The organism is Cellulomonas sp. PhB143, from assembly GCF_003752595.1.
Taxonomy (GTDB): Bacteria; Actinomycetota; Actinomycetes; order Actinomycetales; family Cellulomonadaceae; genus Paraoerskovia.
Genome location: NZ_RKIJ01000009.1, coordinates 446,498 through 470,361, shown reverse-complemented (window position 1 = coordinate 470,361; position 23,864 = coordinate 446,498). Strand labels below are relative to the sequence as shown.

Annotated in this window: 17 protein-coding genes and 1 tRNA gene; 11 read left to right on the top strand and 7 right to left on the bottom strand. The window is 74.3% G+C overall.

The features are described 5' to 3' along the window. Positions 1-92: 92 nt before the first annotated feature. Together EDF32_RS03510 and ispF are read left to right on the top strand one after the other, a co-directional pair. Complete coding sequence (locus EDF32_RS03510; RefSeq protein ID WP_233565667.1) at positions 93-944, top strand: 2-C-methyl-D-erythritol 4-phosphate cytidylyltransferase; 852 nt, start codon at positions 93-95, stop codon at positions 942-944. Next, positions 920-1,450 carry a 2-C-methyl-D-erythritol 2,4-cyclodiphosphate synthase gene (gene ispF / locus EDF32_RS03505; RefSeq protein ID WP_123307109.1) on the top strand — a complete coding sequence of 177 codons (531 nt, stop codon included), beginning with the start codon at positions 920-922 and terminating at the stop codon, positions 1,448-1,450. The genes EDF32_RS03510 and ispF overlap by 25 nt, the downstream gene beginning before the upstream one ends. Before the next feature lie 15 nt (positions 1,451-1,465). On the opposite strand, the gene EDF32_RS03500 is transcribed toward ispF, so the two are convergent. After that, complete coding sequence (locus tag EDF32_RS03500) at positions 1,466-2,080, bottom strand: hypothetical protein (RefSeq protein WP_148061558.1); 615 nt, start codon at positions 2,078-2,080, stop codon at positions 1,466-1,468. Positions 2,081-2,170: 90 nt separating this feature from the next. Between EDF32_RS03500 and EDF32_RS03495 the strand changes: the two genes are divergently transcribed. Beyond that, entirely contained in the window at positions 2,171-2,776 is a 606-nt protein-coding gene (locus EDF32_RS03495) for a TetR/AcrR family transcriptional regulator (protein WP_123307107.1), read from the top strand. 13 nt (positions 2,777-2,789) lie between these two features. Here the strand turns inward: EDF32_RS03495 and EDF32_RS03490 are convergent, their stop codons facing one another. After that, complete coding sequence (locus tag EDF32_RS03490; protein ID WP_123307106.1) at positions 2,790-4,145, bottom strand: D-arabinono-1,4-lactone oxidase; 1,356 nt, start codon at positions 4,143-4,145, stop codon at positions 2,790-2,792. 63 nt (positions 4,146-4,208) lie between these two features. On the opposite strand from EDF32_RS03490, the gene EDF32_RS03485 reads away from it, so the two are divergent. From EDF32_RS03485 to rlmB, 3 genes are all read left to right on the top strand, one after another. Further along, entirely contained in the window at positions 4,209-5,483 is a 1,275-nt protein-coding gene (locus EDF32_RS03485) for an alanine racemase (RefSeq protein WP_123307105.1), read from the top strand. 48 nt (positions 5,484-5,531) lie between these two features. Further along, a complete protein-coding gene (cysS, locus tag EDF32_RS03480; protein ID WP_123307104.1) occupies positions 5,532-6,974 on the top strand; it encodes a cysteine--tRNA ligase in 1,443 nt (480 codons plus the stop codon). 90 nt (positions 6,975-7,064) lie between these two features. Continuing rightward, a complete protein-coding gene (gene rlmB / locus EDF32_RS03475) occupies positions 7,065-8,075 on the top strand; it encodes a 23S rRNA (guanosine(2251)-2'-O)-methyltransferase RlmB (RefSeq protein WP_123307103.1) in 1,011 nt (336 codons plus the stop codon). A 24-nt stretch (positions 8,076-8,099) separates the two neighbouring features. Here rlmB and EDF32_RS03470 read toward each other — a convergent pair whose 3' ends face one another. The 4 genes from EDF32_RS03470 to otsA form a co-directional block, all read right to left on the bottom strand. After that, complete coding sequence (locus EDF32_RS03470) at positions 8,100-9,386, bottom strand: DUF4032 domain-containing protein (RefSeq protein ID WP_233565665.1); 1,287 nt, start codon at positions 9,384-9,386, stop codon at positions 8,100-8,102. An 80-nt stretch (positions 9,387-9,466) separates the two neighbouring features. Further along, entirely contained in the window at positions 9,467-10,591 is a 1,125-nt protein-coding gene (locus EDF32_RS03465; protein ID WP_123307102.1) for an ABC transporter ATP-binding protein, read from the bottom strand. A gap of 138 nt (positions 10,592-10,729) precedes the next feature. Further along, positions 10,730-11,629: a trehalose-phosphatase gene (otsB, locus tag EDF32_RS03460; protein ID WP_123307101.1), complete on the bottom strand. Its 900-nt coding sequence runs from the start codon at positions 11,627-11,629 to the stop codon at positions 10,730-10,732. A gap of 8 nt (positions 11,630-11,637) precedes the next feature. Continuing rightward, positions 11,638-13,071: an alpha,alpha-trehalose-phosphate synthase (UDP-forming) gene (otsA, locus tag EDF32_RS03455; RefSeq protein ID WP_123307100.1), complete on the bottom strand. Its 1,434-nt coding sequence runs from the start codon at positions 13,069-13,071 to the stop codon at positions 11,638-11,640. Between the two features lie 108 nt (positions 13,072-13,179). Here otsA and EDF32_RS03450 point away from each other — a divergent pair, with 108 nt between their 5' ends. The 5 genes from EDF32_RS03450 (at position 13,180) to EDF32_RS03430 (ending at position 22,919) form a co-directional block, all read left to right on the top strand. Next, positions 13,180-15,000, top strand: coding sequence for a serine/threonine-protein kinase (locus EDF32_RS03450; protein WP_123307099.1), 1,821 nt, complete (start codon positions 13,180-13,182; stop codon positions 14,998-15,000). 49 nt (positions 15,001-15,049) lie between these two features. Beyond that, positions 15,050-15,604: a hypothetical protein gene (locus tag EDF32_RS03445; RefSeq protein ID WP_123307098.1), complete on the top strand. Its 555-nt coding sequence runs from the start codon at positions 15,050-15,052 to the stop codon at positions 15,602-15,604. Between the two features lie 47 nt (positions 15,605-15,651). Beyond that, positions 15,652-16,467, top strand: a complete 816-nt coding sequence (locus tag EDF32_RS03440; protein ID WP_123307097.1) for a thioredoxin domain-containing protein — start codon at positions 15,652-15,654, stop codon at positions 16,465-16,467. Positions 16,468-16,538: 71 nt separating this feature from the next. Continuing rightward, positions 16,539-16,611, top strand: a tRNA-Thr gene (locus EDF32_RS03435). A 98-nt stretch (positions 16,612-16,709) separates the two neighbouring features. After that, the gene (locus EDF32_RS03430; RefSeq protein WP_148061557.1) at positions 16,710-22,919 is read left to right on the top strand and encodes a GH92 family glycosyl hydrolase; all 6,210 of its coding nucleotides are present in this window, start codon (positions 16,710-16,712) and stop codon (positions 22,917-22,919) included. Positions 22,920-22,990: 71 nt separating this feature from the next. Here EDF32_RS03430 and EDF32_RS03425 read toward each other — a convergent pair whose 3' ends face one another. Continuing rightward, the gene (locus EDF32_RS03425; protein ID WP_123307095.1) at positions 22,991-23,836 is read right to left on the bottom strand and encodes an SGNH/GDSL hydrolase family protein; all 846 of its coding nucleotides are present in this window, start codon (positions 23,834-23,836) and stop codon (positions 22,991-22,993) included. Positions 23,837-23,864: the final 28 nt, after the last annotated feature.

Below are 23,864 nucleotides of genomic sequence, written 5' to 3'. Positions count from 1 at the left end.
GGGCGCACGAGCGCTCCGGACATCGACGACGGCGACCCCCGGCTCCGGCCGGGGGTCGCCGTCGTCGTACGCCGCTCGGCTACCGTGGGCGCGTGACGAGCGCAGAGCGGCCGGCCGGCGCCCCCGCACCGGGGGTGCTCGCGGTGCTGACCGCGGCCGGCTCGGGCACCCGGCTCGGGCGCGGCGTGCCCAAGGCGCTGGTCGAGCTCGGCGGTGCGCCCCTCGTGCTGCATGCCGCCCGGCGCCTCGCGACCTCCGGCGTCGTGGACGCCATCGTCGTGACAGCCCCCGCCGGCGCGGTCGACGCGGTCCGGGCCCTGCTCGCCGACGACGCCGACGTGACGGTGCCGGTCCACGTGGTGCCCGGCGGCGTGACCCGCCAGGCGTCGGTCGCGGCGGCGCTCGACGCCGTACCCGGCCAGGCGCCCGGCGCGCCCGGCGACGTGTCCGGCGGAGCACCGCTCCCGGGACACGGCGTCGTCCTCGTGCACGACGCCGCCCGCCCGCTCGCCACCCCGGGCCTCGTGCGGCGGGTGGTCGCCGCGGTCCGCGCGGGCCACCCCGCCGTCGTGCCGGCGCTGCCGGTCACCGACACGGTGAAGCGGGTCGTCACGGCTCGCGGGGGTACGGCTCGCGGGGGCACGGCTCGCGGGGGCACGGCGCCCACGGCCGTGGAGACCGTCGTCGCCACCGTCCCCCGCGACGAGCTGCGCGCGGTCCAGACGCCGCAGGGGTTCGACGCCACGACGCTGCGCGCGGCCCACGCGGGGCCGGGCAGCCCCGCACCGGCGACCGACGACGCGGCCCTCGTCGAGGCGCTCGGCCGGCCCGTCGTGCTCGTGCCCGGAGAGCCGTGCGCGATGAAGATCACGACCGAGCACGACCTGCGGGTCGCGACCCTGTTCCTGGAGGAGGACGCATGGACGAGCACGAGACGCACGTGAGCGGGGGTGCGCCGGCGGTACCGGTGCTGCCGCGCGTCGGGACGGGCACGGACGTGCACGCCTACGCCCCGGTCTGGGAGGAGCGCGAGCTCTGGCTCGCGGGGCTCTACTGGCCGGAGGAGAGCGGGCTGTCCGGCCACTCCGACGGGGACGTCGTCGCGCACGCCGCCGCCGACGCGCTGTTCTCCGCCGCCGGGCTCGGCGACCTGGGGTCCAACTTCGGCACGTCGGCGCCGGAGTGGGCCGGGGCGGGCGGCGCTCGGCTGCTCGGGGAGGCGGCGGGGCGGGTGCGTGCGGCGGGGTTCGTCATCGGGAACGTCGCCGTCCAGGTGGTGGGGGAGCGCCCGCGCCTGGGCGCCCGGCGTGCCGAGGCCGAGGCGGTCCTCGGAGAGGCCGTGGGCGCCCCCGTGTCGATCACCGCGACGACGACCGACGGTCTGGGGCTGACGGGCCGCGGCGAGGGCCTGCTCGCGATCGCGACCGCGCTCGTCGTGCCCCGCGCCTGAGGTCGGACGCCCCGCTCAGCCGCCGACCGTCAGGCTCGCGGCCACCGACCGGGCGTCGTGCGCGCCGTCCTCGTCCCCCGGGGCATAGGTCACCGTGACGACGGCCTGGTGGTCGTCGTCGGCCCCGGCCGCCTGGCCGGTGTCAACGACGGTGGACTCCTGGACGACGTCGACGCCCCGCGTCGAATGCCTGCCCGAGACCCCGGCGCCGTCGAGCGTGCCGAGCGAGGTGGGGCCCGAGTCCGTGGTGACCCAGTCGGCGAACGTGTCGCTCGCGTACGCCTCGACGGCCTCGGCACCGTCGCTCACGGTGCCCGCGGGGTCGTCGTCGGGCACGACGACGACCGTCGGCCGCACGTCCTGCGGGCCGTAGGGCGTCCCGGACCGGACGAAGTACACGCCGTCCTGGCTGCCGGCGACCCAGGTCGAGGGCGCGGTCACCGAGAGGTCCAGCGCCGAGCCGGGGACCGGGTAGGTCCGCGTGGTCGAGGCCGGGGCGGCGGTGCTCGCGCCGCTCGCGCAGCCGCCCAGGGCGGACACGACGAGCACGAGCCCGGTCACGGCGGCCGCCGTCCGGGGTGCCGTCCGGGAGGCGGCGCGGCAGGGGCCGCTCAGGCGTGCGGGGGGCATGGGGCACACCCTACTGCCGCCCGGCACGGCGGCCCTGGCAGGCACCGGCGCCCGCACCGTGCTTGACTCGGCCCCTGTGAGGGGGAGGCCATGACCAGGATGCCGATCGAGGAGCGCCGCGCGCAGCTCCTCGACGCGGCGCTGAGCCTGGCGGCCCGCGAGGGCGTCGAGGCCGTGACGATCCGCGGCGTCGCGCACGAGGCGCAGGTCTCGCTGGGCGTGGTGCACTACTGCTTCGACGGCAAGGACGACCTGCTCCAGGCGATGGGCCGGAGCATGGCGCTCGTGGCCTCGGAGCACGTCGTCGGCGCCCTGCAGACGGAGGGCGACCTGACCGTCGTCGCGCACGCGCTGGCCGACGCGCTGTGGACCGGGCTGCAGCCGCGGCGCCACATGCGGCTCCTGACCTTCGAGTTCGCGACGGCGGGCGTCCGGAGCATGGCGCTGCGGGCCGTCGCCCAGGAGCACCTCGAGCAGACCTGGGCCATGACGTCCGCGATCCTCGAGCGGCTCGCCGTGGTCGGCTCCGTGCAGTTCCCCCTGGGGTTCGCGATGCTGAGCCGCCTCGTCGCGGGCTACATCGACGGCATCGAGATCGCCTGGCTCGTCGACCAGGACGACGACGCCGCCCTCGCGAGCTTCCACGCGCTCGCCGACTACGTCCTCTCGCTCGCGCAGCCGCTCGACCCCGCCTGAGCGGGCCCGGTCCTCAGCGCGACCCGAAGACCCGGTCGGTGTAGGGGTTCGCGAACACCCCGCCGGGGTCGCGGGCCGAGCGGACCCGCCGGAAGTCCTCGAAGCGCGGGTACAGGTCCGCGGCGCGTGCCGCGTCCAGGCCGTTGAGCTTGCCCCAGTGCGGGCGGCCGCCGACGGCGGTGACGATCTCCTCGACCGCGGCGAACCACCGCTCGTGGGGCAGGCGCTCGTACTGGTGCACGGCGACGTACGCGGTCTCGCGCCCGTAGGCGGTCGAGAGCCAGACGTCGTCGGACGCGGCGAAGCGGACCTCGATCGGGAACGGCACCGGCTCCCCGCTGCGGCGCAGCCACGCGTCGACCTCGCGCAGCACGCCGACGAGCTCGGCGCGGGGCACGGCGTACTCCATCTCACGGAAGCGGACGCGGCGCGGCGAGGCGAAGACGCGGTGCGACGGCGCGACGTACGTGCGCTCGGACAGCGCCCCCGAGATGAACCGGTTGAGCGACGGCGTCGCGCGCGGCACGGCGGCCGCGAGGCGGTCGATCGCGCCGAGGACGGTGTTCTCGAGGAAGTCCTCCTCGAACCACGAGCGCGCGCGGGCGAGGGCGGTGCCGCTCGGGTCCACGTGCGGCTCGTCGGGCCCGAGGCGGTTGTTGCGCTTGGTGAGGGCCGTCGTCGTGCCCGGGAACCAGTAGAGCTCGAAGTGGTCGTTCCCGGCGACGAGGTCGCCGGGACCGTCGAGGTCCGTGAGGACCTCCTCCAGCGGCAGGGGTGCCTCGTGCGCACGCAGCAGGAACGCCGGCACGACCTCGAGCGTGACGGTCGACAGGACGCCGGTCTGGCCGAGGCCGAGCCGGCTGGCCTCGAACAGGTCCGCGTCCTGGGTGGCGCTCGCCGCGGACACCGTGCCGTCGGGGCCGACGACCCGCACGCCGCGCACCTGCGCGGCGAGCCCGCGCAGCCGGGCGCCGGTGCCGTGCGTCCCGGTCGAGATCGCGCCCGCGACCGACTGGTAGACGACGTCGCCGAGGTTGGGCATCGCCAGGCCCAGCGTGCCGAGCGCCTCGTTGAGGCGCGACAGGCGCATGCCCGCGTCCACGGTCACGTGCGTCGTGCCCCCGGGACCGGGCCGCACGTCGTGCACGCGCGCCATCGCGTCGAGCGAGAGCATCAGCCCGTCGGTGACCGCGGCACCCGTGAAGGAGTGCCCGGCGCCGACCGCGCGCACGTGCAGCCCGGCGGCGGCGGCGGCCGCGACCTGCGCGCTCAGCTCGGCCTCGTCGCGCGGCGCGGCGCGGCGCGCGGGCCGCGCGCTCTCGGTGCGTGCCCAGTTGGTCCAGACGGGCGACCCCGTGCTCGTGCTCATGGACGCCGAGGATGTCACGTGACGTGGGCCACGGTGAAGCCCGGGCACGATATTCTCCGCGACATGGACCACGCAGCGCGCGCCGACCGCGGCGAGAGCCTCGGCGCCCGGCTGACCGCGGCGACCTCCGACGTCGCCGGACCGGTCGCCGTCGTGGACCTCGACCGGTTCGACGCGAACGCCCGGAGCCTGGTCACGCGGGCCGGGCGGGCGCCCGTCCGGGTCGCCTCCAAGTCGGTGCGCGTCGCGGCCCTGGTCGAGCGGGCGCTCGCCGACCCGACCCACGGCGTGGCGGGCGTCGGCGGCTTCGCCGGGGTGATGGCCTTCTCCCTCGCGGAGGCGCTGTGGCTCGTCGAGCGCGGGACGCGCGACGTCCTCGTCGCCTACCCGACGGTCGACCGCCGGGCCCTCGCGCGGCTGGCCGCCTCCGCCGCCGCCCGTGCGGAGATCACGCTGATGGTCGACGACGTCGCGCACGTCGCGCTCCTGGCCGCCGCGGTCGCCGCGGCCGGCGAGGACACCGAGGGCGCGGCAGGCCCGGCCGAGGGCAGCCCGGTGCAGGTGTGCCTCGACGTCGACGCCTCGCTGCGGCTCGGACGGGGGCGGTGGGCGGTGCACCTCGGCACCCGGCGCTCGCCGCTGCGGACCCCGGGCCAGGCCGCGGCGCTCGCCGCGCGCGTGGCCGCGACACCCGGCCTGCACGTGCGGGGCGCCATGTTCTACGAGGCCCAGGTCGCGGGGCTGCAGGACTCCAGCGCCGCCGTGCGCGCGGTCAAGCGCGCCTCGGTCGCCGACCTGGCCGTGCGCCGGGGCGAGGTCGTCGCCGCGGTGGCCGACGCCGTCGGGCACCCGCTGGAGCTCGTGAACTCGGGCGGCACCGGTTCGCTGGAGACGTCCGCCGCGGACCCGGTCGTCACGGAGGTCAGCGCCGGGTCGGGGCTGTTCGTGCCGACGTCGTTCGACGGGTACCGGGCGTTCGAGCCGCTGCCGGCAGCGTTCTTCGGCCTCGACGTCGTGCGGGTCCCCGCGCCCGGCTGGGCGACGCTCTTCGCGGGCGGGTACGCGGCGTCGGGCAAGGCGGGCCCCTCCCGCCTCCCGCGCCCCGCGCAGGACGAGGGCTGGTCCCTGACCGGTGCCGAGGGCGCGGGGGAGGTCCAGACGCCGCTGCGCCGCGGGCGCGGGGCGCGCCGCGAGCTCGCCGTCGGCGACCGGGTCTGGTTCCGCCACGCCAAGGCCGGCGAGATGATGGAGCGCTTCGCGAGCGTGCACCTCGTGCGCGGGCGGGAGACGGTCGAGGTGGTGCCGACGTACCGGGGGGACGGGCACTGCTTCGGGTGAGCGAGCGCCGTTCGGCCCGGCCGCACCGCGCCCGGTAGCCTGGCGGGTGTGACCCTTCGCCTCTTCGACACCGCCGCGCGGCAGCTGCGCGACTTCGTGCCCCGGACCCCGGGCGAGGTCGGCATCTACTACTGCGGGGCGACGGTCCAGGCGCCTCCCCACATCGGGCACCTGCGCCCGGCGGTCGCCTTCGACGTGCTCGGTCGCTGGCTCGAGCGCAGCGGGTGCGCCGTCACCACGATCCGCAACGTCACCGACATCAACGACAAGATCTTCGCGCGCGCCGCCGAGGCCGGCGTGCCGTGGTGGGCCTGGGCGGCGCGGCACGAGCAGGAGTTCACGGCCGCCTACGACGCCCTCGGCGTCCGCCGCCCGACCTACGAGCCGCACGCCACGGCGCACGTCATCGAGATGATCGCCCTCGTCGAGACGCTGCTCGCGTCCGGGAACGCCTATGCGACCGGCGACGGCGACGTCTGGTTCGACGTGCGCTCCTTGCCCGACTACGGCGCACTGACCAACCAGCGCCTCGACGACCTCACGCCCGCCCCCGAGGACGAGGCGCCAGTGGGCACCAAGCGTGACCCGCGGGACTTCGCGCTCTGGAAGGGCGCCAAGCCGGACGAGCCCGCGACGGCGTCGTGGGACGCCCCGTTCGGCCGCGGGCGGCCCGGCTGGCACCTCGAGTGCTCGGCGATGGCGACCCGCTACCTCGGGAGCGAGTTCGACATCCACGGCGGCGGCCTCGACCTGCGCTTCCCGCACCACGAGAACGAGCGCGCCCAGTCGCACGCGGCCGGGGACCCGTTCGCGCGGTACTGGCTGCACAGCGCGTGGATCACGCAGTCCGGCGTGAAGATGAGCAAGTCCCTCGGCAACGGGCTCCTCGCGAGCGAGCTGCTCGCGAAGACGCGGCCGGTCGTCCTGCGCTACGCGATCGTCAGCGTGCAGTACCGCTCGATGCTCGAGTGGTCCGGCGACACGGTGGCCGAGGCCGAGGCGACCTGGGACCGCCTCGCCGGCTTCGTCGACCGCGCGTCGGAGCGCGTGGGCGACGTCCCGCGCGACGAGGTGCGCGGCGCCGAGCTGCCGACGGGCTTCGCCGCGGCGATGGACGACGACCTCAACGTGCCTGCCGCGCTCGCGGTGGTGCACGAGCACCTGCGCGCCGGGAACTCCGCGCTCGCGGACGGCTCACGGGCCGCCGACGCCGTCGCCCGGCACCACCTGGTGGCGCTGCGGGCGATGCTCGACGTGCTCGGGCTCGACCCGCGCCACCCGCGCTGGACGGAGGGCGGCGACTCGACGGCCGCCGTCGCGCTCGCCGCGCTGGTCGAGGCCGAGCTGCAGGCCCGGGTCGAGGCGCGCGGCGCCAGGGACTTCGCCACCTCCGACGCGATCCGCGACCGGCTCGCCGCCGCGGGGATCGTCGTGCAGGACTCGGCGGGCGGCGTCCGCTGGTCGCTCGCGGAGCGCCGCACCGAGACCTGATGCGGGCCGCGGGCCCGCCGCGCCGGACGCACCGGCACCGATGAGCCCCTGGGGCTCCCACGCACACCACCACCGAGGACGGTCACCACCATGGCAGGCAACTCCCAGCGTCGCGGAGCGACGCGACGGACCACGAAGAAGGCGACGACCGCGGGCACCGGCGGCAAGAACCGCCGCTCGCTCGAGGGCAAGGGCCCGACCCCGAAGGCCGAGGACCGCACCTACCACCCGGCCCACCAGCGCAAGGTGGAGGCCGAGAAGAAGGCAGCGACGTCGTCGGGCGCCCGGTCCGGGCCGCGCGGCGGCAAGGACGCCAAGGCGCGCGACCGCGCCGGCTCGCAGGGCACGGCCCAGGAGTTCGTCGCGGGGCGCAACGCCGTCCTCGAGGCCCTGCGCGCCGAGACGCCGGTCGAGACCGTCTTCGTCTCGAGCCGGCTGGAGAGCGACGACCGGACCAAGGAGATCCTCGAGATCGCCATGGGCCGCGGCTACGACCTGCGCGAGGCGTCCCGCACGGACCTCGACCGGCTGACCGACGGCTCGGTGCACCAGGGCGTGGCCCTGCACGTGCCGCCGTACGAGTACAAGGACGTCGACGACCTGCTCGACCTCGCCGCCGCGAGCGGCCGCCCGCCGCTGATCGTGGCGCTCGACGGCGTCACCGACCCCCGCAACGTCGGGGCCACGCTCCGCTCGGCCGGCGCGTTCGGCGCGCACGGGGTCGTCGTGCCCGAGCGGCGCGCCGCCGGGGTCACGGCGTCGGTGTGGAAGGTCTCCGCCGGTGCCGCCGCGCGCGTCCCGGTCGCCCGCGTGAAGAACCTCGTGCGGGCGCTCGAGGACCTCAAGCAGGCCGGGTGCTTCGTCGTCGGGCTCGACGCCGGGGGCGACGTCGAGATCTCGGGCCTGCCCTTCGCGAACGACCCGGTCGTGCTCGTGGCCGGCTCCGAGGGCAAGGGGCTCAGCCGGCTCGTGCGCTCGGCGTGCGACGCGATCGCGTCGATCCCGATCAGCAGCCAGACCGAGTCGCTGAACGCGGCCACGGCCACGGGCATCTCGCTGTACGAGGTGGCTCGCCTGCGGCGCGAGGCCGCCGAGGGCTGAGCCGCACCGGCCCGCGCCGGCGCGCTACTCCACGTCCTCGGGGTCCTTCTCCCCGGGGGCGAGCCCCAGCAGCGACTTCTCGTCGGGGCGGTGCTGCAGCACGTGCTCGACGTACGAGGCGACCGCCTCGGCCATCGGGACGTCGTGCCCGGCCTGCTCGGAGATGAACCAGCGGTGGTCGAGGATCTCGTGGAACAGCTGGGCGGCCTCGAGCTTGCGCCGCATCGTCCGCGGCACGGACTGGATGGTGTGCTCGTACACCTCGCGCAGCCAGTCGTGCGCGACGAACTCCTCGTCGTCGTTCTGCCGGTCCGTCGCGGCGCGGTAGGAGTCGAGGTCGTTGAGCAGCCGGCGGGCCTGGTTCTCCTGGACGTCCAGGCCGGTCAGGCGCAGCAGGCGGCGGGAGTGGTGCCCCGCGTCGACCACCTTCGGCTGGATGCGCACGGAGGTGCCGTCGATGTCCGTCGTGATGTCCAGCTCGCCGACGTCGAACCCCAGCTCGTTGAGCCGCTCGATGCGGGCCGCCACGCGCCAGCGGTCGCCGCTCGCGAAGGACTCCTCGTCGGTGAGCGTGTTCCACAGCTCCTGGTAGCGCTCCACGAGGCGGTCGCCGATCGCGACCTCGTCGACCTCCTCGTCGAGCAGCTCGCCCGCCGCGAGGTCCATGAGCTCGCCGATGATGTTGGTCCGCGCGAGGTCGAGGTCGTATGCCCGCTGCCCGGGCGTCAGCGTGCGGTGCAGGTCGCCCGTCTCGGCGTCGACCAGGTACGCCGCGAACGTCTCCGCGTCGCGGCGGAAGAGGGTGTTGGACAGCGACACGTCGCCCCAGTAGAAGCCGACCAGGTGCAGCCGGACCATCAGCACCGCCAGCGCGTCGATGAGGCGGGTCGCGGTGGTGGGCTGCAGCGACTGGCTGTACAGGGCGCGGTACGGCAACGAGAACTGCAGGTGCTCGGTGACGAGCACGGCCTCGAGCCGCTCGCCGTGGGCGTCCTGGCGGCCGGTGATGACCCCGACGGGGACGACGCTCGGCACCTCGAGCTTGCGCAGCTGGCGCAGCAGCTCGAACTCCCGGTACGCGACGGACTCGCCGATCTCCTTGATCGCGATGACGCGGCCCGAGAGGCGGACGAAGCGCACGATGTGCCGCGAGATGCCGCGGGGCAGTGCCGCCAGCACCTCGTCGGGCCACTCGGCCAGCGGGATGCTCCAGGGCAGGTCGAGGATGGCCGGGTCCGGTGCCGACGCGGTGATCTGCAGCTTCTGCAGGTTCTGCACTGTGGTGCCTTTCGTCGCGGTCGGTGCGTCCACCGCCCCCGGGAAGGATAACGAACGGGGCGGGCCCGGCAGAGCCGGACCCGCCCCGATCGGCGTGCGTGGTGGTGCGGTCGTCAGGAGAGGCGCTCGCCCGTCGACTTGGAGAACACGTGCTGGCTGCCCTCGCGGATGGTGACCCAGATGGTCGAGCCCTTGCCCGGCACGGTGCGCGGGTTGACGCGCACGATGACCTGACCCTCGCCGGCACCGGACGTCAGCTGCGCGTCCTGGGCGGCGGGACCGGTGAGGCTGCCGTAGACGAACGCGTCCGAGCCGAGCTCCTCGACGATGTTGACCTCGACCGGGAACGCGCCGGGCGCGTCGGCCTCGGCCTGGTCGAGCGCCTCGGGGCGGAAGCCCAGCACGATCTGGTTCTTGTCCTCCGGCGTGAGCTTCGCGAGGACCGCGGGGTCGATGCGCACCTGCGCCGCGCCGACCTTCGCGTAGCCGTCCGTGACGTCGAACGTGGCGAGGTTCATCGCGGGCGAGCCGATGAACCCGGCGACGAAGACGTTCGCGGGGGTGTCGTACATGTCGCGCGGCGTCCCGACCTGCTGCAGGATCCCGTCCTTGAGGACCGCGATGCGGTCGCCCATGGTCAGGGCCTCGGTCTGGTCGTGCGTGACGTAGACCGTGGTGACGCCGAGGCGGCGCTGCAGCGACGCGATCTGCGTGCGGGTCTGGACGCGCAGCTTGGCGTCGAGGTTCGACAGCGGCTCGTCCATGAGGAACACCTGCGGCTGGCGCACGATCGCGCGGCCCATGGCCACGCGCTGACGCTGACCGCCGGAGAGCGCCTTCGGCTTGCGGTCGAGGTACTCCGTGAGGTCGAGGATGGCCGCGGCCTCCTCGACGCGCTTGCGGATCTCCTGCTTGGGCGTGCCGGCGATCTTCAGCGCGAAGCCCATGTTGTCGGCGACCGACATGTGCGGGTACAGCGCGTAGTTCTGGAAGACCATCGCGATGTCGCGGTCCTTCGGCTGCACGTCGGTGACGTCGCGGTCACCGATGTAGATGCTGCCGGCGTTGACGTCCTCGAGGCCCGCGAGCATGCGGAGCGAGGTGGACTTGCCGCAGCCCGAGGGGCCGACGAGGACGAGGAACTCGCCGTCCTCGATGTGCAGGTCGAGCTGGTCCACTGCAGGACGCTCGGTCCCGGGGTAGAGCCGCGTCGCGTGGTCGTAGGTGACGGTAGCCATGACTGGTACATCCCTCCACCGGCAGGTACGTGCCGGACGATCCGTTGTGGTGGTGTGCCTGTGCATCCACATCAGCGTGTGCTTGCGTGTCCGCGATGACACCGGGGCGGACCATCGACCCGCCTCGTGGCGCTGATCCTACTCCTGCGCCGCCGCGGCGGCGTCCACCGCGTCCGCCAGGCGACCGAGCAGGACCTCGAACGCCCACGGTGTCGCGACCCGGTACCGGGCCGCCGTCGCGCCCTGGCCGACCTTCACGGTGACGTCCGCCTCGCCGAGCACCTCGAACGCGCGCTCGTCGGTGGTGTCGTCGCCCGCGTAGAGGACGGCCACGCGGTCCGGTGCGACGTCGTCGTCCTGCGCCAGGCGCTCCCGGAGCCGCTCGAGCGCGGCACCCTTGGACGTCTCGACGACGGCGACCTCGATGACGTCCTTGCCGTGCATCGCGCGCAGGCCGAGGCGCTCGACGACGTCCTGTGCGGCCCCCTGGGCCGCGTGGGTGTCCTCCTCGCCCGCCAGGCGGGTGTGCAGGACGGCGGCCGTCGGCTTGGTCTCGACCCACACCCCGTGCCGTCCCTGCGCCGCGGCCTGGAACCCGGAGACGAGGTCCGTGTGCCGACGGCGGCGCTCGTCGTCGAGCTCGACGGGCACGGCCCGGACGCCGTCGGGCGCGACCTCGCCGGTCTCGGCGCCGTGGCTGCCGACCAGGAGCGTGCCGGGCGGGGGATCGGCCAGCTCGGCGAGCTGCGTGAGGTCGCGCCCCGAGACCAGCGCGGTCCGGACGCCCGGGAACGCCTGCGCGAGGCGGTCGAGCGCGGCCCGGGAGCCGGGCAGCATCCGGGACGTCGTCGGGTCGTCGACCAGCGGGGCGAGCGTGCCGTCGAAGTCCAGCGCGACGAGCACCGGCCGACGTGCCGCGAGGGCGACGAGGGCGTCCTGCAGGGCGACGAGGGCGTCCTGCAGGGCGGGGTCGGGTGCTGCCTGCCCGGCGGGCTCGGGTGCTGCCTGCCCGGCGGGCTCGGGTGCTGCCTCGTGCATGGCCCTCCTCAGACGTGGTCGGTGCGGGACGGCATCGCGGTGAGCACGCCCAGGAACGAGTCGGACCACTTGGAGACGTCGTCGTTGAGCACCCGCCGCCGGAGCTTGCGCATGCGCCGGCGCTGCTCACGCCGGTCCATCTGCGCCGCGGCGACGATCGCGTCCTTCATCCCGTCGATGTCGTGCGGGTTCACCAGGAGCGCTCCGCTCGAGAGCTCGTCGGCAGCGCCCGTGAACTCCGAGAGCACCAGGACGCCGCGGTCGTCGGAGCGGGCGGCGACGTACTCCTTGGCGACGAGGTTCATGCCGTCGCGCAGGGAGGTCACGAGCATGACGTCGGCCGCGAGGTACAGCGCGGCCATCTCCTCCGGCGGGTAGGAGTGGTGCATGTAGTGGATCGCGGAGTGGCCGATCTCGCCGTACTCGCCGTTGATGCGCCCCGCCAGGCCCTCGACGTGCTCGCGCAGCTCCTGGTAGGCGCCCACGTTCTCCCGGCTCGGGCTCGCGACCTGGATGAGGGTCGCGTGCTCGACGTCGAGGCGGCCGTCCGCGAGGATCTCGCCGTACGCCTTGATCCGGTGGCGGATGCCCTTGGTGTAGTCGAGGCGGTCGACGCCCAGCATGATGACCTCGGGGTTGCCGAGGTCGTCGCGGATCTGCTGGGAGCGGGCCTGCACGTCGGGGGTGCGGGCGAGCTCGTCGAAGTGCGCCGAGTCGATGGAGATCGGGAACGCCGCGGCGCGCACGTGGCGCCCGGGCTTCCCGTTCGGGTCCGGCATGGTGATGATCGGACCGCGGGTGGTGTGGTCGGTCAGCCGCCGCACCGCACGGATGAAGTTCGAGGCGTCGCCGGCCCGCTGGAAGCCGACCAGGTCCGCGCCGAGGAGCCCGTCGATGACGGACCGGCGCCAGGGCAGCTGCTGGAAGAGCTCGAGCGGCGGGAACGGGATGTGGTCGAAGAACCCGATCCGCAGGTCGGGGCGCTGGTCTCGCAGCATCTTCGGGACGAGCTGGAGCTGGTAGTCGTGGACCCACACGATGGCGCCCTCGGCGGCCTGCGCCGCCGCGGCGTCCGCGAACCGCTGGTTCACCCGCCGGTACGCGTCCCACCACTGCCGGTGGTACGCGGGAGGGGCGATGACGTCGTGGTACAGCGGCCAGAGCGTGTCGTTGGAGAAGCCCTCGTAGTACTTCTCGATCTCCTCGGCCGAGAGCGTGACGGGCACCAGGCGCATCTCGTCCGCGTCGAACGGGTCGACCTCGAGGCCCGGCCCTCCGGACCAGCCCACCCAGGCGCCGTCGGCCTTCTGCATGACCGGCTCGAGCGCGGTCACGAGGCCGCCTGGCGACCGCTTCCAGCTGATCTCGCCGTCGTCGTCCTTCGAGATGTCGACGGGAAGCCGGTTGGCCACCACGACCAGGTCGTATCCGTCCTTCGGCAAGGGTCCTCCTCCTGCTGGACCGACGGTCGGCCGGCCGGCCCCAATGTACCGCGCCACGCCCGCCCCGGCAGTGGTGCACCCCGGCCCCCGCGTCGCTACCGTGTCGCCATGGGAAGCGCCAGCAGCGGGTCGCACGGGACCTCGTCCGACGCCCCGGCGGACCCGACGGCGCAGGTCGCGGCCCCCGGCGGCGCCCGGGACGACGGCTCCGGCGGGTCGCCCGCCGCGGCCGGCGGGCCGCCGGGCGCGCGCGTCGGCACGGGCCTGCCCCCGGGCACGGACGTCGGCGGGTACACGATCGTCTCGCGGCTCGGCTCCGGTGCGATGGGCACGGTCTACGCGGCCCGCGACGGCGGGGGGCACGCGTGCGCGCTCAAGCTGCTGCACGCGCACGTCGACTCGGACACGACGGCGCTCGGGCGCGAGCGCCTGCGGCGCGAGGCCGTCGCGCTGCAGCGCCTCGACCACCCCGCGGTGGCGGCGATCCTCGACGTCGAGCTCGAGGGTGCGGACGCGTTCATCGTCACCGACCTGGTCGACGGCGTGAGCCTGGAGGACGAGATCGCCGAGGGCGGCCCGCTCGACCCCGACGACCTGCTCGCCCTGGCCGAGCAGCTCGCCGAGGCGCTGCACGCCGTGCACTCGGCGGGCGTCGTGCACCGCGACATGAAGCCCAGCAACGTGCTGGTCACCGACGACGGCCCCGTCCTCATCGACTTCGGGATCGCCCACGGCCTCGAGGACGCGCGCATGACGTCGTCGGGCCTCGTCATGGGGACGCCCGGCTACCTCGCCCCCGAGCTGCTCTCGGGTGCGGCGCCCGGGCCCGGGTCCGACTGGTGGGGCTGGGCCGCGATGCTCGCGTACTCCGCCACGGGCCGCCCGCCGTTCGGGATCCGCCCGGTGGACGCCGTCCTGGCGCGCGCGCGCTCGGGGGACGCCGACCTCGCGGGCCTCGGAGCCCGCACCTACGGGGCGCTGTCCGCGGCGCTCAACCCGGACCCGCGGCGCCGGCTCGGCCCCGAGCAGGTGGTGCGCGCCCTGCGCACGGCCGCCGAGGAGGGTGACCCGCGGGTCGAGGACGACGCCGTCTCGCCGGGCACGGTCGGCGCGGCGACGGCCGCGGTCGCCGCGGGGGCGGCGCTGACGCAGGTCGTGGCCTCCGACGGCTCGACCGTGGCGGTCCCGGTGGGCGGGTTCCCCGAGGACCCGGCCGCGGCTGCGCCCCCGGTGCCGGGCGAGGGGCCGCCCGCCCCGCCCGGCACGGAGGCCGGAGCCGAGGGCGGGCCGGAGACCTACCAGCGCCGCTGGCCGCCGCGGCGGCCGTGGCCGCTGCTCGGACTCGGCCTCGCGATCACGCTGTACGGCGGCGCGGAGCCCGCGGTCGCGGTCGCCGTGCTCGCCGCCCTGGTGCTCCTCTCGCGCTGGTTCGGGGTCATGGCGGAGTCGCTGCACGGGCGCCGCGAGTCCCGCGGGGTCTCGCGGTGGGACGGGTGGCGCGTGGGGGCCCTGTCGCCGGTGCTGCTCGTGCGGGCGGTCCTCGGTGCGCTGCCCGGGCTGCTCGTCGGGGCGTGCGCCGGCCTGCTGGTCGTCGTCGGCGGCTGGTGGCTGCTCGCCCCCGGGCGGCTCGTGCTCGCCCCGGACCCTGCGGTCGAGGCGCGCGCGGTCGGGGGCGCCAACGAGGAGTGGGTCTTCACCGTCGTGATGTGCGTGGCGGTCGGGCTGACCGTCCTCTTCGGGTGGTTCGGGCCGATGTCCTGGACCACGCGGTACGGGGCACGGCTCGCGCTCGACACGGTCGCCCCGGGGTGGGGCGGGCGCACCGTGGCGATCGTGGTCGCGTTCGCGGCGGCGCTCGCCGCGGCGGTCCTGGTCGGCACCGGGACGGAGATCGACTGGTGGCCGTTCGCCGGGCCGCCCAGCTTCTGACGCCCGGCACCGGACCCGGCGGGGGGCGCCGCACCGCTACGCTGGCCCGGTGATCGCCACCCCGACCGACGCGCGGCCCCGGCCGCACCTCGTCGTGCTCTGGGTGCTCGCCCTGCTCTCGGTCGCGGCCACGACGTGCGCGGTCGCCGCGGAGCGCGGGTTCGTCGTCGTCCACCAGTGCGTGGCCGTCGACGGCGTCCCGGCGTGGCTCGGCCTGCACCTTGCGCTGGTCCACGGGTCGGCCGCCTGCCCGGAGGGCACGCTCGCGCTCGGCGCGGGCGTCGGCGCGGCCTCCCGCGTGGTCGTCGCCCTCGCGCTGCCCGTGCTGCTGCTGCACGCCGTCGCCGCGCTCGCGCTCGCCGCGGCCGGCGCGGCCGCGGGGCGGTCCGCGCGACGCTCGCGCGACCTGGCCCGCGCGCCCCTGTCGGCGGTGCTGCGACGGCTGGGGCTGCTCGCGCCGCCGCAGCGCCCCGTCGTGCAGCGTGCCGGCGGGCGGATCGCGCCGCGTCCCGTCCGGGGGCGCGAGGCCGGCGTCCGCCACGCGCGCGCCGGGTTCGCCACGGTCGTCTCGTGGAGGGGCCCGCCGTCGGTCGTCGCCGCCTGACGCGCCCGACCACCGACCCCGCACCACGCACCGGAGAAGAGCCACCCATGAACCAGCAGAACCAGAGCAAGGCACAGCGCCGCGAGGCCGCCATCGCGGAGGCGAAGCGGCTGCGCGACGTCCAGGCCGCGCGCGACAAGCGCGTGCGGATCATCACGATCTCGGCGCTCGTCGTCGCTCTCGTCGCCATCGTCGCGATCGTCCTGTTCATCCTTCGTGAGGGCGACAAGCCGGCCATCGACCGGGCGGACGCGCCCGCCACGGCGTCCGACGACGGCGGGATCCCGCTCGGCACGAGCGGCGCGGCCGGCACGACGAACGACGGCGCTGTCGACGTCGCCGTCTACCTCGACTACATGTGCCCCATCTGCGGGGAGTTCGAGAAGGCGAACGGTCAGACGCTCGACGACCTGCGCGAGTCGGGTGACGTCACCGAGATCCTGCACCCCATCTCGATCCTGGACTCCCAGTCGCAGGGCTCGAAGTACTCGACGCGCGCGGCGTCCGCGGCCGCGCTGGTCGCCGACCAGGCGCCCGACGCGATGGCGGACTTCAACGACGCGATGTTCGCCAGCCAGCCGAAGGAGGGCACGGCCGGGCTGACCGACGAGCAGATCCAGCAGATCGCCGAGAGCGCGAAGGTCCCCGCGGACGTCGCGAAGAAGATCGGCGACGGCTCCGCGGTGGACGCGTTCGGCTCGTGGGTCTCCGCGGCGACGGACCTGGCCGGCGGCGACAGCGAGCTGCAGAACCCGCAGGGCGGCTTCGGCACCCCGACGATCACGATCGACGGCAAGCGGTGGGACGGCGACTGGAGCAAGGACGGCGCCCTCGAGGACGCCGTGAAGGCCGCCCAGGGCTGATCCGGCCCGCACGTCACCCGGTAGGCTGTCCGCCGTCCCGCACCCACGGGACGGCGGGCACCGCCCGCCGCGCCGCCTTAGCTCAGCTGGTAGAGCACTCGCCTTGTAAGCGAAAGGTCGTCGGTTCGAACCCGACAGGCGGCTCCGTTTGACTGTTTCTCCAGCGTAGTGAATATTGCACTCTTGACAGCGCTGTCAAGAACGCGAGCACAGGTGCTTGCCCGATCCTTCGAAGGCCATCGATGTCACTTCACCGATCCACCCCACCCCGCAGCCGGCGACCCGGCGGGCGGGGCGTCGCCGCCACGGTCGCCCTGACGATGCTGCTCAGCGGCACCGCCGTGGCCGCCGGGACCCTCCCCGCCACCGCGGCACCCGCACCGGACCCGGGGGACTTCTCGACGTCCTTCGAGCCGGGTGACCCGCAGCCGGCGTGGACCAGCACGCCCGAGGCGGGGCCGGGCGGACCCCGGGTCGACGGCGTCGTCGGCACCGCGGTGCTCGAACGCGGCGAGAGCACGACCACGGGCGACGACCTGCTCGGAGCGGCGACGGACAAGCTGGCGTGGGAGGGCCCGTTCCAGAACGGTGTGGGCTCCGTGCCCGGCACCGTCGAGGACGCCACGACGGCCGACGGCGCCCCCGCCGAGCACTGGACGATGCGCGCCGCGGGCGAGACCTGGATCCAGGTCCCGATGCCGGACCTGACCCGCGGCGTCCCGCTGCGCGCCGAGGTCACGCTCACCGGCAAGGGGAAGGTCTTCCTCAACGTCTACAGCGGGTCGTCCGACATCGGCGGCAGGTACGTCACGCTCTCCGCCAAGCCGCAGACGCTCACCGTGGACTTCTCCCGGCCGGCGAGCGGCGGGGGCACGCCCCAGCTCCAGGTCCGGACGCACGACGCGGGCGCGATCGACGCGCTCGTCTCCGCGACGTCGGTGCGCCGGGCGGTGCCGGGCACCGTCGACCTGCCCGGCGACGTCACGAACCACGTCGCGAAGGCCACGGCCAGCAAGGAGAACCCGCCGGACGAGACCGCGGACAAGCTCGTCGACGGGGACGCCGGCACCAAGTGGCTCGCCGGCGCGCGCACCGCGCAGCTGACCTACGAGCTCGACGGTCAGACCGCGGTGAAGGCGTACGCGCTGACCTCCGCGGGCGACGCCCCGGAGCGCGACCCGCGCGGCTGGAAGCTCCAGGGCTCCGCGGACGGCACGAGCTGGACGACGCTGGACACGCGGGACAACCAGTCCTTCTCCGACCGCGGGCAGACGCGCGGGTACACCGTCGCGAAGCCGGGCGGGTACCGCTTCTACCGCCTCGACATCACCTCCAACGCCGGCAGCGACGGCACCCAGCTCGCGGACCTGCGGCTCGCGACCGAGCCCCTCGCCGCCTCCGACATGACCGCGGAGGTCGGCTCCGGGCCGAGCACCGCGTACGACGCGCTGCCGGACGCCGGGTGGACCGGGACGTCGGCGCTGCACTACGCCGGCAGCCAGACGAGCGACGGGCGCGGCTACGCCTACGACAAGGTGCTCGACGTCGACGTCCCCGTCGGCAAGGACAGCGAGCTGTCGTACAAGATCTTCCCCGAGGCGTCGGAGAGCGACCTCGGCTACGCGAGCACCTACGCCGCGATCGACCTGGCATTCACCGACGGCACGTACCTGAGCGACCTGGCCGCCGTGGACGAGCACGGCGCCGGCCTGAGCCCGCAGGGCCAGGGCGAGGGCAAGGCGCTCTACACGAACCAGTGGAACTCGGTGCGGTCCACGATCGGCGACGTCGCGGCGGGAAAGACGATCGACCGGATCCTCGTGGGCTACGACGACCCGGACGGCCCCGCCGACTTCAGCGGGTGGGTCGACGACGTCGACGTCACCGGCGAGCCCGTGCAGCCCGCGGCCGAGCACCCCTCGGACTACGTGGTCACGACGCGCGGCACCAACGCGAGCGGCGACTTCTCGCGCGGCAACACGATCCCCGCGACGGCGGTGCCGCACGGCTTCAACTTCTGGACGCCCGTGACGAACGCCGGCACCAACCGGTGGGTGTACGAGTACCAGAAGGGCAACGACGACCAGAACCGCCCGAGCATCCAGGCGTTCGCGATCAGCCACGAGCCGAGCCCGTGGATGGGTGACCGCCAGACGTTCCAGGTCATGCCCTCGGCGGCGACGGGCACGCCCGACGCCGGTCGCGAGGCGCGCGCGCTGACGTTCAGCCACGACAACGAGGTCGCCCGCGCGCACTACTACGGCGTCACGTTCGACAACGGCATGAAGACCGAGATCGCGCCGACGGACCACGCGGCGATGTTCCGCTTCACGTTCACGGGAGACGAGTCGAACCTCGTCTTCGACAACATGAACGACGACGGCGGCCTCACCCTCGACGCCGAGCACGGCGTGGTCTCGGGCTACACCGACGTCCAGACGCCGGGCAGCTCGGCGGGGATGACGCGGATGTTCGTCTACGGCACGGTCGACCAGCCCGTCACGGGCGGCGGGCGTCTCACGGGCGGCGGGGGCGACGACGTCACCGGCTACCTGAAGGTCGACACGTCGAAGGACAAGGTCGTGACCCTGCGTCTGGCGACGTCGCTCCTCGGCGTCGACCAGGCGAAGCACAACCTCGGGCTCGAGATCTCGGCGGACGACACGTTCGGCACGGTCGAGGCGCGCGCGCAGCAGCAGTGGGACGACGCGCTGGGCGTGATCGACGTCGACGGCGCGAGCCGCGACACCCTGACCTCGCTGTACTCCAACCTGTACCGCCTGAACCTGTACCCGAACTCCGGCTACGAGAACACGGGCACGGCGAAGGACCCGGTGTACCGGCACGCGGTGCAGTCCTCGGCGTCGGCGGACCCGGCACCGAAGGGCACCACGGCGACGACGACGGGGGCCGCGGTCGAGGACGGCAAGGTCTTCGTCAACAACGGCTTCTGGGACACCTACCGCACGGCCTGGCCGGCGTACTCGCTGCTCTACCCGAGCGAGGCGGGCGAGATGGTGAACGGGTTCGTCCAGCAGAGCAAGGACGGCGGCTGGGTCTCGCGCTGGTCCTCGCCCGGCTACGCGGACTCCATGACGGGCACCAGCTCGGACGTCGCGTTCGCCGACGCCTATGTCAAGGGCGTCCCCGGGATCGACGTGCAGGCGGCGTACGACGCCGCGCTGAAGAACGCGTCGTCGGCGCCGCCCAGCGCGAGCGTCGGCCGCAAGGGTCTGCAGAGCGCGACGTTCCTCGGCTACACACCGACGTCCACGCACGAGAGCGCCTCGTGGTCCCTGGAGGACTACCTCAACGACTACGGCATCGCGACGATGTCGAAGAAGCTGCTCGACACGACGGGCGCGGACGACCCGCGCCACCAGGAGTACGCGGACAACTACACGTACTACCTCAACCGCGCCCAGAACTACACGACGCTGTTCGACCCCAAGACCGGCTTCCTGCGCGGTCGCACGGACGACGGCTCGTGGGCGCAGTCCGCGGCCGACTTCGACCCCGAGGTGTGGGGCAACGAGTTCACGGAGACCGACGGCTGGAACTTCGCGTTCCACGCCGTGCAGGACCCGCAGGGCCTGGCGAACCTCTCCGGCGGCAGGGACGCGCTGGGCGCCAGGCTCGACGAGTTCTTCGCCACGCCGGAGACCGCGTCCAAGCCGGGCTCCTACGGCGGACCGATCCACGAGATGCGCGAGGCCAAGGCCGTGCGGCAGGGCCAGTGGGGCCTGAGCAACCAGGTATCGCACCACATCCCGTACATGTACGACACGGTGGGGCAGCCGGCCCGGACGGCGGAGATCGTCCGCTCCGCGATGGCGCGCTCGTTCACGGGCAACGACATCGGCCAGGGGTACCCCGGCGACGAGGACAACGGTGAGATGTCGGCCTGGTGGCTGTTCAGCTCGCTCGGCTTCTACCCGCTGCAGGTCGGCAGCCCGACCTACGCGATCGGCTCGCCGCTCTTCACCCACGCGACGATCCACCTGGAGAACGGCAAGGACCTGGTGATCGACGCGCCGAAGAACAGCGCGAAGAACATCTACGTGCAGGGCGTGCGCGTGAACGGGGTCGCGCAGTCGGCCACCTACCTCACGCAGGACCAGCTCGCGGACGGCGGGACGATCGAGTTCGACATGGGCGCGACGCCGTCGGCGTGGGGCACCGGGGCGAAGGACGCCCCGCCGTCGATCACCCAGGGCGACGCGGCCCCCGACCCGCTCGCCGACGCGGCGCGGTCCGGGAAGGTCACGACCGACGAGAAGGGCGCCGACGGGGCCGGTCTGTTCGACGACACGTCGGACACCGAGGTCGCGTTCGCGGGTGCCACGCCGTCGGTGACCTACCAGCTCACCGACACCTCGGCGCGGGCGCAGATGTACACGCTCACGTCCGCGAAGAAGTCCGGCGCGGACCCGACGGCGTGGACGCTGGAGGGCTCGGCCGACGGGAAGACCTGGACGACGCTCGACGAGCGCACCGGCGAGACGTTCGCCTCGCGCCAGGAGACCCGGGCCTTCTCGGTCGCGGAGCCCGGGGTCTACCGGCAGTACCGCCTGCACGTCACCGCCTCGACCGGAGGCACGACGACGCTGGCGGAGGTCGAGCTCCTCGCCCACACCCCCCGGGTGAGCGAGCTCGCCGACGCGATCGCGGCGGCGCTCGACGCGCACCGCATCCCAGCGAGCACCGCGAAGCGGCTCGGCGCGATCGTCGACGAGGCCCAGAAGGCCGAGGACGCGAACGACGCCGCGGGCGTGCTCGAGCAGGTCCGCCTGCTGCGGGCGCAGACCGACACGATGGTCGCGGCGCTGCTCGACGACGCCACCCGCGACGAGCTCACGCTGCTCGTCTCGCAGTGGCTGCCGCCGAGCACCGGGCTCGACGAGATCCGGTCGCAGGTCGGCGCCCTGCAGCGCAGCGGCGACGTCGGGCTCGCGACGGCCAAGGTCCTCGAGGGCCTCGTGGACACCGCGCAGGAGCAGGTCGACGGGGCGCACGCGGCCGCGGCGGCGAAGAGCCTCGCGCTGGTGCGGAGCACGATCGCGAAGGCGTCGTCCGCCCAGGTCTCCGACCACGCCCGCGAGGTGCTCACCCCGCTGGTCGACGCGCTGATCGCCGACCCGCCGGCGGCGCAGCGCGCCGGGAGCGCCGCCCGCACGCTCATGAGCGACTACGACCCCGACAAGGCGTGGTGGCCCTCGAGCTGGTGGAACTCCGCCGTCGCGACGAACACCGTGATCGACTACATGGCGCGCACGGGCGACCGGAGCTACCTCGCGCAGGTGGACAGCACGTTCGAGAAGGACAAGGGCGCGTTCCCCGCGGGCGTGCTGTCCGGCGACGAGCTGCTGGGGAACTTCACCAGCCGCGCGATCGACGACTCGGAGTGGTGGGGCCTGACGTGGATCGCGGCGTACGACCTCACGCACGACAAGAAGTACCTGGACATGGCGGTCACGATCGCCGACTACGTGCAGGGCTACTGGGACGACAGCACCTGCGGCGGCGGTGTGTGGTGGGACGCGGAGCGCACGTACAAGAACGCCGTGACCAACGGCCTGTACGTCCGGCTCACGGCCGAGCTGCACAACCGCATCGGCGGTGACACGACCTGGCTCGAGCGGTCCCAGACCGGGTGGGACTGGCTCACGGCGAGCGGCCTGATCAACGACCAGGGCCTGGTCAACGACGGCCTCACGGCGGACTGCACGAACAACGGCGGCACGGTGTGGAGCTACAACCAGGGCCTGGCCATCGGTGCCGGGCTGGAGCTGCACCGGGCGACCGGGGACGCCGCGCCGCTGCGCACCGCGGAGCGCCTCGCGGACGCGGCCATGGGCTCGACGGCTCTCGTCAAGGACGGCGTGCTCACCGAGAGCTGCGACGCCCTCGACCAGTCGTGCGACGACAACGGCAAGCAGTTCAAGGGCGTGTTCATGCGGTACTTCGGGGACCTCGCCGACACGACGGGGACCACGCGGTACCGGGCGTTCGTGGACACGCAGGCCGCCACCGTCTGGGCGAAGGACCGCACCTCCGGGGACCGGCTCGGGACGCGCTGGGCCGGGGGCGACTCCGCCAAGCACCCGAACGTCTTCGACTGGCGGACGCAGGCGAGCGCGCTGAGCGCGCTGGTGGCGGCCACGGAGCAGGCGCCCCAGGTGCGTGTCGACGCGCAGCCGCGCTGCGTCGCCGGGACGGTCCGGCTGGCGGTCCGCGCGACGAACGACGGCGACGACCCGCTCGACGTGGCGATCTCCACGCCGTTCGGCAAGCAGTCGTACTCCGCCGTGGCGGCCGGCAAGAGCGCGTCCCAGACGTTCTCGGCCCGCACGACGGCTGTCGGCGCGGGCACGGTCACGGTGACGGCGACCCCGTCCGCCGGCGGCGCCCGCACCAGCCAGGAGGTGGCGTACCCCGCCACGACCTGCTGAGGGGACGCGAGAGCCCGCGGTCGCTGGGGGACCGCGGGCTCTCGCGCGCCCGGAGCCGGCGGGCCCGGGCCTCAGCCGACGTCGGCGGGGGTGACCTCGTCCGTCTCGGCCGGGACGGGACCCAGGGCGGCCTGCTTCTCCGTGCGGGCGTCGCCCGAGGACCGGTGGGTGACCCGGCGCCGGACCCAGGGGGCGAGGTGCACGCGTGCCCACTCGGCGTTGGCCTTGACGCGCTCGACCGCGGGCGTGGGCGGCAGCGCGTCGAGCGGCACGTCCCAGTTCGGGTCCTCCGGCGCGAGGCCGAGGCCCACGAGCGCCGCGTCGCGCACCCGCCGGTGGCCCTCCGGCACGAGGTGGATCCGGTCGTCGGACCACATGCGCCAGTCGCCCAGGGCGCGCATGCCCCACAGGTCCACGACGTAGGCGCCGTGCCGCCGGGCCATCGACCAGATCAGCGCGTTGAAGACGCCCGCGCGGGGTCGGGTCATCGCGACCATGCCGCCCTTGGCGTCGAAGCCGGTGCCGAGCAGGACGTCGATCCCGGCCTCGCGCAGCCGGACGACGCCGTGCTCGAGGTTGCGCGCGAGCCGGTCGATGTCGGCCCGCGGCCGCAGGATGTCGTTGCCGCCACCGATCAGGCTGACCAGGTCCGGACGCATCTCGATCGCCCGCGGGACCTGGTCGACGATGATCGGGCGCAGCGTCCGGCCACGGATCGCGGTGTTCGCGTACCGCAGGGGCTCGAGCCCCGCGGCCTCGCGCCGGTCGGAGAGCGTGCGCGCGAGGCGGTCGGCCCAGCCGCGCTGGTGGTCCGGGTCCGAGGGGTACGGGTCCCACAGCCCCTCCGTGAACGAGTCGCCCAGGGCGACGTAGGAGGACCAGCGGGGTGCGTCGTCGTTCGTGCTCACGGCAACCATTGTGCGCTCACCGCCGGGCGTCGCACGG

Coding starts and splice junctions, on each gene's coding strand:
- ispF (WP_123307109.1), top strand. CDS start 920: ATGGACGAGCACGAGACGCACGTGAGCGGGGGTGCGCCGGCGGTACCG.
- EDF32_RS03500 (WP_148061558.1), bottom strand. CDS start 2,080: ATGCCCCCCGCACGCCTGAGCGGCCCCTGCCGCGCCGCCTCCCGGACG.
- EDF32_RS03495 (WP_123307107.1), top strand. CDS start 2,171: ATGACCAGGATGCCGATCGAGGAGCGCCGCGCGCAGCTCCTCGACGCG.
- EDF32_RS03490 (WP_123307106.1), bottom strand. CDS start 4,145: ATGAGCACGAGCACGGGGTCGCCCGTCTGGACCAACTGGGCACGCACC.
- EDF32_RS03485 (WP_123307105.1), top strand. CDS start 4,209: ATGGACCACGCAGCGCGCGCCGACCGCGGCGAGAGCCTCGGCGCCCGG.
- rlmB (WP_123307103.1), top strand. CDS start 7,065: ATGGCAGGCAACTCCCAGCGTCGCGGAGCGACGCGACGGACCACGAAG.
- EDF32_RS03465 (WP_123307102.1), bottom strand. CDS start 10,591: ATGGCTACCGTCACCTACGACCACGCGACGCGGCTCTACCCCGGGACC.
- otsB (WP_123307101.1), bottom strand. CDS start 11,629: ATGCACGAGGCAGCACCCGAGCCCGCCGGGCAGGCAGCACCCGAGCCC.
- EDF32_RS03450 (WP_123307099.1), top strand. CDS start 13,180: ATGGGAAGCGCCAGCAGCGGGTCGCACGGGACCTCGTCCGACGCCCCG.
- EDF32_RS03440 (WP_123307097.1), top strand. CDS start 15,652: ATGAACCAGCAGAACCAGAGCAAGGCACAGCGCCGCGAGGCCGCCATC.
- EDF32_RS03430 (WP_148061557.1), top strand. CDS start 16,710: ATGTCACTTCACCGATCCACCCCACCCCGCAGCCGGCGACCCGGCGGG.
- EDF32_RS03425 (WP_123307095.1), bottom strand. CDS start 23,836: ATGGTTGCCGTGAGCACGAACGACGACGCACCCCGCTGGTCCTCCTAC.